Below are 9,766 nucleotides of genomic sequence, written 5' to 3' on the forward strand. Positions count from 1 at the left end.
AAGGAACTCGATGTAGATTTGATTACAACAGTTCGAAAAAACATGAAGTCGAAAGCCATGTCAGCCTTCGATAGAGCCATGTTATCAAAGAGATACATCATTGAAACTATCAATGACCAGTTGAAAAATATATCTCAAATAGAACATAGCCGCCATCGCAGTGAAACAAGTTTCATGCTCAACTTGATATCTGGAATAGTGGCTTATTGCTTAAAGAAACAGAAGCCGTGTATAAAACTATCAGCAGATGTATTTGGTATGATGCCAGACTAATAAATGGCGATGCTTAACCAGATCTCAGGTTATCTAAGTACTAACTTTTACTTCAAGTAAAATATCTCTTCCACAGTTACGTTTAGTACACTCGCTATCTTTAGCGCGAGAACGGTTGATGGAATAAATTTTCCATTTTCAACCGTATTAATTGTCTTTCTACTCACACCTACCTCCATAGCCAAATCAGCTTGAGTTAAATTATGAGTTGCACGATGTATTTTTAATGTATTAGATAATTCCAATTTAACTCTTTACGCCCCTAACTCTAATCGAATATGCACTAACAAATAAATAGAGACTCCAAAAAACAAAGAGAAAATGCTTATAAAAGCACCACTTAGAGGAAATAATAACAAGTCTATAAATAATAATAGAAAGTTACTCATGATTAAAGCAACAAAACTAACTTTTGATGCCCTGTACGAGTGACTTTTAAAGCGCTCATCATTTATCAACTGATTTTCATTTTTATACAACTTGTAATAACTGAGCCAGTCTTTACTAAAAATAACAAACCAAATAAAAGCAATGCATAATGTCACTATCATCCAACTGTGTATATTGAGCTCTTTTTGCTGCAATAAAATTGAGTAGAGCAGGCTTATGCCCAAGTTTAACACTACAAACAGCGCAAGAGACATGCTTGAAATATGAAACCTAGAAATAATTGAAAATGTATCATTTTTCATAAATATATCCTTATTTACATCGAATCAGACTAAAATGTAACACAAACACCACAAAAAGAAACCTTAAGGTTACATTTTAATTAATACTGCCTTATATGTATCAATGCATGCTTGAGAGTTTTAGCATTTTTATGATGCACTTAGTCGCTGTGGTTAAATAAAAAAAATGGCATAACATCCTTAATAAACCCAAGTTGATTTCTCTGATTGCTTTATTATTAAACAATGCAAGTTTGAGGAGTTAAAAATGAAAAATAAAGAAAAAGCACAAAAGCAAAAGGTTAAAGCCTTAAAACAAGCGCTCACCTTGTTAGATGAAATGGGTAATAAACCTAAAATGACCGCAAAACAATTTCAATTAATCACTAAAGTAAAAGTCACACTCAAAGGTGTGCAAAGTGGCACTGTCACGTTAGATAAGTTAATTGATGCACTTAATAAATTAAATGCATCTTTGAGTGAAACATTTAAACTTTAGCCATTTGATGGCTTTGACTGAGAATTTAAACTAGCCGTACTAGATTGAGATGTATTTGCAGGTGTTTTATCTATACTTTGTCTTAAATTATCAATAATTTTATCCATCAGTGTAAATAATACATCTACGTTATATCCCATTAAAAATGCAAGCGCCATAGATGAAACAGATGCTGACATTTGCACATCTTCAGGTTTTAAAAACCAACCTATGATCATGCCACCCAATGCACCTAAAGTCAGCCTTAACCTGTACCTTATTTCACAATCATAGGTGTACGTTATGGACTTTATTTCGCCTAACAAGCTTCTTAATACAAAAATAAATGCACCTAATAAGCCGTATAATAAAGGTAAAATATACCCTTGAAGTACTTTTAAAACCGCTTCTGCGGATAATAAATTACCAAAATAAACAATTCTTGCCTGATACAAACTTTGTTCTAATGTGAGCTTATCTAATTTATCATTTTGATTTTCACGTAGTAGAATTTTTTTATTCAGTTCGAACTTCTTTTGTGTATATTGCGGCATAACATCACTGAAATGTCCGCCAAGTGACCAAACCTGATTCCATAACATGAGCAGCTTGTAGTTAGCATCAATTTTTTGATTTAACAATTGCACTTCATTTTGATATTTAAGGTTTTGTGCATCTTTTTCTTCGCTATTCATCTTTGTAATTAGTATTTGGCGTTGATCAAAGAAATCACGTAAGTTACTACTTAGTCCATTGCCAAAAATATAATAAATTTGCATTGCTAATAAAATAAATAAGGCCAGCATAGTATAGCGTCTGTACCAAGCAACTGAACGCTCAGCTTTTGTAAGTTTAGGTTTTTTCCCAGACTTATCTGGGATCACTGAGTTGATGCTTTCAACTGTGACTGGATAAACAATTTTTGCCAATTTATCATAATTAATTAGATATTCTTGCTCATCTTCTACAGTCCATTCTTCATTAGAGATTTTATATTTTGCATTAATAATAATGTGAGTAACTTGAGGGTCTAATTCAGCATCACCATTTCGTGCAATATAGGTAATGAGCCTTTGCCCATCATTTATGACTTGCTCTATTTCGGGCGATACCTGAAATGCTTTAACTATTTCTTTTTTACTGACAGTCATATATATATAAATCCTATAAAGTATTGGTAAGTCCTAACCCGACCTTGTAACTAAACTTATTACAACTTGGTTAACTAAAGTATTCACCACCGAGGGCGCAGAGGTGCTGCCCACTACACCAATAAATTTCACTCTTCTTTCTCTGTGAACCTCTGGCTAAACTTATTTATTATCACCAAAGTAACAAAAGTCTTCACCACCGAGGGCGCAGAGGTGCTGCGCACTACACCAATAAATTTCACTCTTCTTTTTCTGTGAACCTCTGGCTAAACTTATTTATTATCACCAAAGTAACAAAAGTCTTTACCATCGAGGCCGCAGAGGTGCTGCGCACTACACCAATAAATTTCACTCTTCTTTCTCTGTGAACCTCTGGCTAAACTTATTTATTATCACCAAAGTAATAAAAATATTTACCGCCTAGCGCAGAGATGTCGTGCACATTACACTGAGAAAGTTTCAGTTTGCCCCCACCGACTTCTTTCTCAGTGAACTTCTTTATTTCTGCTGTTAAGTTTTTAGTGATCGAAATAAAACTAATTAACCATATTTATATTCACAGACTTGTTTACGTTTATAATCAAACAAGATGCCAATATCACTTTTGTTATTCCATACAGCTTTTTTACTGTTAAAAGAGTAACCGCCTGAATTTATATCTAGATGGTTTGTATATACTTTTATTTTTGCGTTCGGTTTCAAAGTTGCATTTTGGGGAAAAATGAACTCTTGATTTTTACCTGCACTCAATAACCAGTTTGAAATATCAATATAATTTGAACTTAAGTTCTCAATTTCAACGTATTCATCTGATTCGGTATACTTTTCCTGACCATCAAAGTAGATATGATTAATAAATACATCTTTATGCGCTTTTTCACCATACGCCCAAGTACAAATAAGTTGCTGACTTTTATCGAATAAAAAAGCTTTATCGCCTTTATTATTCCAAACAGATTGCTTACTATTAAAGCTGTAACTCTGATCTTTATTTGTATAAATACGAAGCTTAGATTTTGGATGAATTAACGTTCCTTTTGGAAAGATCATATCTTGACCTTCATTTCCTGCATTAATTTTCCAATCGGTTAAATCAACTATCATAGGCCCAGTGTTAAAGAGTTCAATATACTCACCATCTTCACTTTCAGAGCTATCAAAATTTAATTTATTGATGATAATTTGGCGCGCTGAAAACAATTCACAACAACTTAGCCACCAATCATTAAACGCAGAGCCTGACTCACTGCAATTGATTCTGTCTTGATGTAATAATTGTGCATTAGCCAAAACAGCTTTATCCATTTGATCCCAAGTATTTTGAACATCGGTTGAAAATTTAATCTCAGGTATTTTATCTATAAATTTTTGTAGGTTGAATGTATTCACTTTTTTTCCTTTGTTTTTTAAACATTAAATATTTTTTTAGCTCTGTCTAAGTAACTGGCACGGTCTTCTAAGCCATGATAGCCACCATTAATTTTTTTAGTGATGGTTTTTAAATCATCTTCATCTGCATGTCGATTAAGCTTTTTCATGTCCCAAAACCAACATGCAGCTCCCACAGCAATATCTGGGTCATGAATTAATAAATCAGGCTCTTCAATCAGGTCTTTTCCGATGACTTGTGAGCATTTTTCATAATTTTCACACCCTGTTAATTGAATTAACCCTCGGCCTCTATACTTCCAACCATCTCCGCTTTCAGTATCACTATTTCCCATGCGGTTTGCATAAACAGAGTTTGCTATTTTCTCTGGTTTTCTAGCACATTCCTGTGCTAATTCTTCGGTTGGAAAATATTTACCAAAAACAGCTTTAAGCGCTTTAGCACTGTAATTTAAATTTTCAGACTTATATCTAAAAGCACCGCTTTCATGTGCAATTTGTGCTATAAAATGAGCCTGCCTGAGTGGTGTATTAATTTCATATAGATTTAACTGCCTGTTTAATGCATCAAGATAAAAATCGATATCTTCATCTTTAGCATTAGGCATAATCTCTTTGAGTTGTAGGGGATCTAATATTACTGTCATTTTGATTCCTATATATTAAGTATTTACATAGAAATATTGACAGACAATTCTTGTATAAACTCTTGCAAATCTCGCTTAGATTGCGCAAAACCTCGTAAATGAATATTTAAGGTTTATAAAACAGATATTCGCTGTGGGCTTTGATTTATGGTCGAATAACGCTTGTAATTCGTTAATACAACCAAGTCACATTTTTCATTTTAGTGAATAGTTTACTCATTAATAAAATGAGGAAGCTAAAATGCTTAAAACGATTTACCTTGCGCTATTCATATCTTATTTATTCAGTGGTTATTTAAAAGCACAAGAAGTTCAAACAAATATAGATTCAATACTTGTTGTGACACAGCAACAAAGTAATTTAAACATGGCAAATTCAGAATTTCTTTATTCTTTAGATATAGAATTAACTCACCAAAGAAAAAAGTGGGGTATTTTTGCTTGGTTAGAACATGCAAAAAATACAAACTATAATGAAATTAGCAATTATTTTGGCGACGTTAATTCAGATGCAGGTACTGTGTCACATAATAATGCTCAAATATCTGCTTTTTATATTTATTCCGGTACTGATATTGAACATCCAAGTTGGCAATTTGGATTAACAGAAGTTTCAACTTTAATTGATACCAGCAATTTTGCAAACGATGAGGTAAGTCAATTTTTATCTGCTGGACTTGTTAATAACAAATCAATTAACTTTCCTGATTATGCACTATCTTCCCGTATACAAAATTTAGCTGCCTGGCAGCAGTTTGGCTACCGTATTGTCTTGGCAAGTAGCCATGGTTTAGGTGAAAATAATGGCAACTATCATCAACTACTTACTTTAAAAAATAAGCATGAGGGAGAAAAAAAAGGTTTTTTTAAAGCAGCCGAATTAGTGTATACAAATACTCAAAACAACATTCAAGCTAATTTTGGGCTATGGAAAAATACAGGTATCATAGAAGATGATGGAAACTTAATAGGCACAAGTAAAGGCTATTATGCAGGAGTAGATTATAGTATTAATGAAATAGACCTTAATCTTCGATATGGTCACTCCGATATAAATGAAACTGATGAACAAACTTCAATTAATTTTATTGGCGGTAGTTTTCAAATGCCATTTTATGAGGGAGTATTGGGCTCAGGTATTAGTTTTACTCGTTCTTCTTCTGAACAGAACGATTTAGGTAAAAATACTGAAGTTTATTATCGTTTCAAATTGCAAGAAACTTGCTACTTAACAGCAGCACTACAATGGACAAATGAAGTTAATATTCCTGAAGATAATCGCTTTAACCAAAAAACATACTTCATACCTACATTAAGACTAGAAGTGATGTTATAGCGACTAAAAAATAAAGTACAAAAATACCTTCATAATGACTCAGTTTGAATGCTTTTAAACATTCAAACTTTCCTATTCACCTAGCTTGTTTCTCTTTCTATTAAATCAACACCTACAAGAATCTTATTGCGGTTGCCGTCTTTAATATTACTTAAAATTTGACATACTGCGATGCCTATTTTATTTGCATCAACATGCACAGTGGAAAGTGAAGGAGACATCAATTTTGAGTCTTCTAAATCATCAAAGCCAACAACAGCAATATCTTTTCCAGGTATCTTTCCACTGGCACGCATTTGTTCTACGGCCCCATAAGCAATAACATCGTTAAAACAGACTATGGCTTCAATATCTGGCTCAACATCTAAAACTTCAAGCATGGCATTACGACCACCATTTCGGTTGGTTTCAGATTGAATGCACAATTTTTTTGCAACGCTTTTGTCGGCTAATACCATAGCTTCTGTAAAACCAGAAAGCCTTTGGTGGTAATCTGAAATTGATTCTAAACCGCCTATAAAAGCAAGTTTTTTATAGCCTTTAGCTAATAAATGCTCTGTCGCCAACTTAGTGCCTGTGAAATTATCTGGCAATACTGTCGCGACTTTAGCACCTGATATTTCACGCATAATATTCACAACAGGGAAGCCTTGGTCTACTAGTTTATTCATCCAATCAGATGTAGTGCCAGGCGCAGGACAAATTATAAAGGCAGCCACATTATATTCTTTTAAGTTTTTGACTAATTGAGTTTGTGTTTCAACACTTTCAGCACTGTTTACTAACATAGAAAACATGCCCATTTTTCTAATTTGTGCCTCTAAACCAACGGCAAGTTGTGCCGAATAGGGGTTGGTTAAGTCATTGATCACAATAGCAACTAAGTTAGAACGTCGGCTCCTAAGCGATGCAGCATCACGATTGTAAACATAGCCGGTTTTCTCTATGGCTTTTTCAACTTTTAATTTTGCTTTATCGCTGACTTTATCGCTTTGTGTTAAAACCAAGGATACGGTTGATTTTGATACACCAGCTTCTCGGGCTACATCAAATACAGTCACACTTTTCGAAGTTGGTTTGTCACCCATAGATTTATTTCCTGATTAAAATACCTTTTTATCCAAGCATTTTTACTTTAAACAGTATGTAAAATTTAAAGTATTTGGATATTTATTGATTGAATTATAACTAAGCATAGGTTACATTGGAATTTATTGGAACGTTCCAACATTAAAACAAATAAACTTTACACATAAAGTGGAATATTAACCATATGAAAAAATTAATGAAAAGCTATAAAAGCTCAATAATTAATGCTTTTAGTCATACAATAAAAGTATGTACCATTTCTATTGCTGGTTTAATCATTTTATTCAATGCCATCAGCATTTCAGCATCAGAAAAGTTAGAAGTAGATACAGATAAGACCCAATGGGTTGACACTTTTATTGGTACTGGTGGTGATGGTCATACTTTTCCAGGTGCTGTTGTGCCATTTGGTATGGTTCAGCTGAGCCCAGATACAGCAGCTGTTAATCGGGGTATCGACCCTCAAGCTGAAATTTATAAACATAGTGCTGGCTATCATTATGACGATACAAGCATTACCGGATTTTCACATACACATTTTAGTGGAACAGGCCATTCCGACTTAGGCGATTTGTTGATCATGCCATTTACCGGAAAAGCACATTTAGATGTTGGAACGGTTGAAAATCCAGATTCAGGCTACCGCTCTCGTTTTAGTCATAACAATGAACAATCAAAGCCGGGTTATTATTTTGTAGAGTTAGAAGATTACAATATCACAGCAGAACTCAGTGCGACACAAAGAGCGGGTTTTCATAAATATACCTTTAAAAATAACCAACCCGGCCAAGTCATGCTTGATTTAACATCCTCTATTTATAATTTTAGCAATAAAGTGATTTGGAGTGATGTAAGAGTCATTGATAAACAAACTTTGCTAGCTTATCGTTCAACCAACGGTTGGGCTAAACAAAGAGAAATGTATTTTGCGATTAAGTTTTCTCGCCCATTTGATTCTATTGATTTAATAAACTTAGATAACAATCGCTACCGCTGTCATGGTTGTTTAGATCACAAAAATTCAAATAATAAAACAAAACCTTCAACAATTGTAAATTCAGCGATTCAATTTACAGCGGGTAAAGCCATAAAAGTCATGGCACATTATAATAATCCGAACGAAGCACCATTAATGATAAAAGTGGGTTTATCGGCAGTCAGCCGCTCAAATGCACTTGAAAACCTCAATACAGAAATAAACCACTGGGATTTTGAATTAACAAAAAAACAAGCACAAAAACAATGGCAAAAGCAGCTCAGTGTTATTGATGCAAAAGGTTCAAAATCACAAAAACGCCAACTATATACTGCGCTGTATCATACGTTACAAGCCCCTTCGATTTACCAAGATGTCAATGGGCAATACCGTGGTGTTGACGGCGAAATTCACCAATCAGCTGATTTTACTAATTATACGCTATTTTCATTGTGGGACACTTATCGGGCACTACATCCATTATTAACTTATATTGCACCGGATAAAGTACCTGACATGATTCAATCTATGTTGGCTCATTACCAGCAAAGCTATGATAATATTTTGCCAATTTGGTCATTTCAAGCCCATGAAACATGGACTATGATAGGTTATCATGCTGTTTCCGTTATCGCAGATGCTTACCTAAAAGGCATTACAAATTTTGACACTGAACTTGCCATGAAAGCCATGTTAGATACCGCTAACCATGCCAGTTATGACGCCATTTCTGATTATAAAAAATATGGTTTTGTGCCTATGGATAAACTCAGCGAGTCCGTCTCCATTACCTTAGAATATGCCTATAACGATTTCACCATAGCAAAAATGGCTGACGCCATGGGCAATCAGGACGTTGCAAAAACCTTTTATCAACGTGCTTCATCTTATAAAAACCTATTTGATCATGATGTAAAGTTTATGCGAGGAAAAACCAGTAAAGGTGTTTGGGATCCTGACTTTGACCCCGAAGATGCAAAGTTAATGGGGCCCTTTACCGAAGGAAATAGTTTTCAATATACTTTTTATGTACCCCATGATGTCACTGGTTTAATTAGTTTAATTGGTGGTGATAAAGCCTTCGAAAATCGATTAGATACATTATTCAACAAAGAGTTGAGCCATGAGAAAATAAAAGAGCATGAAGATATTGCCGGATTAATTGGTCAATATGCCCATGGTAATGAACCCAGCCACCATATTGCTTATTTATATAACTACGCAGGTAAACCTTGGCGTACTCAAGAGCGTATTCGTCAAATAATGGATACCTTGTCATCCGATAAACCCGATGGCTTAGCCGGTAATGATGACGTAGGGCAAATGTCGGCTTGGTATATATTTTCAGCAATGGGTTTTTATCCGGTTTCACCTGCTGACTTAACCTATGCTATTGGAGCGCCGCAGCTACCATATATTGCATTAAAACTTAGCAACGGCAATGTATTTACTGTCAAAGCATCTGGCTTATCCATTAAAAATAAATACATCAAAACTGCACTCTTAAATGGTAAACCACTAAAACGCAGTTATATCACCCACAACGATATTATTAATGGTGGTGAATTAAAGATTAACATGTCTGATAAACCCAATAAGTCATGGGCCAATAAAATGTACGACCGCCCACCTTCCATGAATATGAACTAGTGCTTTCAATAAACTCCCGAATCGTTATTACGGGAGTTTATTTAAGATATGAGATCTGTATACGATAAAAATACGCAGCGCCAGCTTATTATCATTTTTAAATTCG

10 protein-coding genes are annotated in these 9,766 nt (G+C 34.3%); 4 read left to right on the plus strand and 6 right to left on the minus strand.

What is annotated here, in order from left to right:
- On the plus strand, nucleotides 1-273 hold a 273-nt coding region (locus tag BM088_RS21000; protein WP_218156544.1), incomplete at its 5' end, for a transposase.
- 47 nt (nucleotides 274-320) lie between these two features.
- On the opposite strand, the gene BM088_RS21005 is transcribed toward BM088_RS21000, so the two are convergent.
- Both BM088_RS21005 and BM088_RS21010 read right to left on the minus strand, forming a co-directional pair.
- The gene (locus tag BM088_RS21005; RefSeq protein ID WP_091989427.1) at nucleotides 321-518 is read right to left on the minus strand and encodes a helix-turn-helix transcriptional regulator; all 198 of its coding nucleotides are present in this window, start codon (nucleotides 516-518) and stop codon (nucleotides 321-323) included.
- Between the two features lie 9 nt (nucleotides 519-527).
- Entirely contained in the window at nucleotides 528-965 is a 438-nt protein-coding gene (locus BM088_RS21010; RefSeq protein WP_091989430.1) for a hypothetical protein, read from the minus strand.
- Nucleotides 966-1,212: 247 nt separating this feature from the next.
- Between BM088_RS21010 and BM088_RS21015 the strand changes: the two genes are divergently transcribed.
- Nucleotides 1,213-1,443 carry a hypothetical protein gene (locus BM088_RS21015; protein ID WP_091989432.1) on the plus strand — a complete coding sequence of 77 codons (231 nt, stop codon included), beginning with the start codon at nucleotides 1,213-1,215 and terminating at the stop codon, nucleotides 1,441-1,443.
- Here the strand turns inward: BM088_RS21015 and BM088_RS21020 are convergent.
- The 3 genes from BM088_RS21020 to BM088_RS21030 all read right to left on the minus strand — a co-directional run bounded on the left by BM088_RS21020 (nucleotide 1,440) and on the right by BM088_RS21030 (nucleotide 4,609).
- Nucleotides 1,440-2,573, minus strand: coding sequence for a hypothetical protein (locus BM088_RS21020; RefSeq protein ID WP_091989435.1), 1,134 nt, complete (start codon nucleotides 2,571-2,573; stop codon nucleotides 1,440-1,442). The two genes, BM088_RS21015 and BM088_RS21020, sit on opposite strands and share 4 nt — an antisense overlap.
- A gap of 540 nt (nucleotides 2,574-3,113) precedes the next feature.
- Nucleotides 3,114-3,962, minus strand: coding sequence for a lamin tail domain-containing protein (locus tag BM088_RS21025; protein WP_091989437.1), 849 nt, complete (start codon nucleotides 3,960-3,962; stop codon nucleotides 3,114-3,116).
- 17 nt (nucleotides 3,963-3,979) lie between these two features.
- Nucleotides 3,980-4,609, minus strand: coding sequence for a glycoside hydrolase family 19 protein (locus BM088_RS21030; RefSeq protein ID WP_091989443.1), 630 nt, complete (start codon nucleotides 4,607-4,609; stop codon nucleotides 3,980-3,982).
- A gap of 241 nt (nucleotides 4,610-4,850) precedes the next feature.
- On the opposite strand from BM088_RS21030, the gene BM088_RS21035 reads away from it, so the two are divergent.
- The gene (locus BM088_RS21035; RefSeq protein WP_091989446.1) at nucleotides 4,851-5,945 is read left to right on the plus strand and encodes a hypothetical protein; all 1,095 of its coding nucleotides are present in this window, start codon (nucleotides 4,851-4,853) and stop codon (nucleotides 5,943-5,945) included.
- Nucleotides 5,946-6,025: 80 nt separating this feature from the next.
- Here the strand turns inward: BM088_RS21035 and BM088_RS21040 are convergent, their stop codons facing one another.
- On the minus strand, nucleotides 6,026-7,033 hold the full coding sequence (locus tag BM088_RS21040) for a LacI family DNA-binding transcriptional regulator (protein WP_091989448.1): 1,008 nt from the start codon (nucleotides 7,031-7,033) through the stop codon (nucleotides 6,026-6,028).
- A gap of 185 nt (nucleotides 7,034-7,218) precedes the next feature.
- On the opposite strand from BM088_RS21040, the gene BM088_RS21045 reads away from it, so the two are divergent.
- Nucleotides 7,219-9,660, plus strand: coding sequence for a GH92 family glycosyl hydrolase (locus tag BM088_RS21045; RefSeq protein WP_245763882.1), 2,442 nt, complete (start codon nucleotides 7,219-7,221; stop codon nucleotides 9,658-9,660).
- The last annotated feature ends 106 nt before the right edge of the window (nucleotides 9,661-9,766 follow it).

Origin of the sequence: Pseudoalteromonas denitrificans DSM 6059, assembly GCF_900112265.1 — a bacterium.
GTDB classification, from domain to species: domain Bacteria; phylum Pseudomonadota; class Gammaproteobacteria; order Enterobacterales; family Alteromonadaceae; genus Pseudoalteromonas; species Pseudoalteromonas denitrificans.

What these genes read in the sequence shown, in the direction of transcription:
- BM088_RS21040 (WP_091989448.1), bottom strand. Translation starts at nt 7,033, where the DNA reads ATGGGTGACAAACCAACTTCGAAAAGTGTGACTGTATTTGATGTAGCC.
- BM088_RS21020 (WP_091989435.1), bottom strand. Translation starts at nt 2,573, where the DNA reads ATGACTGTCAGTAAAAAAGAAATAGTTAAAGCATTTCAGGTATCGCCC.
- BM088_RS21015 (WP_091989432.1), top strand. Translation starts at nt 1,213, where the DNA reads ATGAAAAATAAAGAAAAAGCACAAAAGCAAAAGGTTAAAGCCTTAAAA.
- BM088_RS21035 (WP_091989446.1), top strand. Translation starts at nt 4,851, where the DNA reads ATGCTTAAAACGATTTACCTTGCGCTATTCATATCTTATTTATTCAGT.
- BM088_RS21030 (WP_091989443.1), bottom strand. Translation starts at nt 4,609, where the DNA reads ATGACAGTAATATTAGATCCCCTACAACTCAAAGAGATTATGCCTAAT.
- BM088_RS21045 (WP_245763882.1), top strand. Translation starts at nt 7,219, where the DNA reads ATGAAAAAATTAATGAAAAGCTATAAAAGCTCAATAATTAATGCTTTT.
- BM088_RS21010 (WP_091989430.1), bottom strand. Translation starts at nt 965, where the DNA reads ATGAAAAATGATACATTTTCAATTATTTCTAGGTTTCATATTTCAAGC.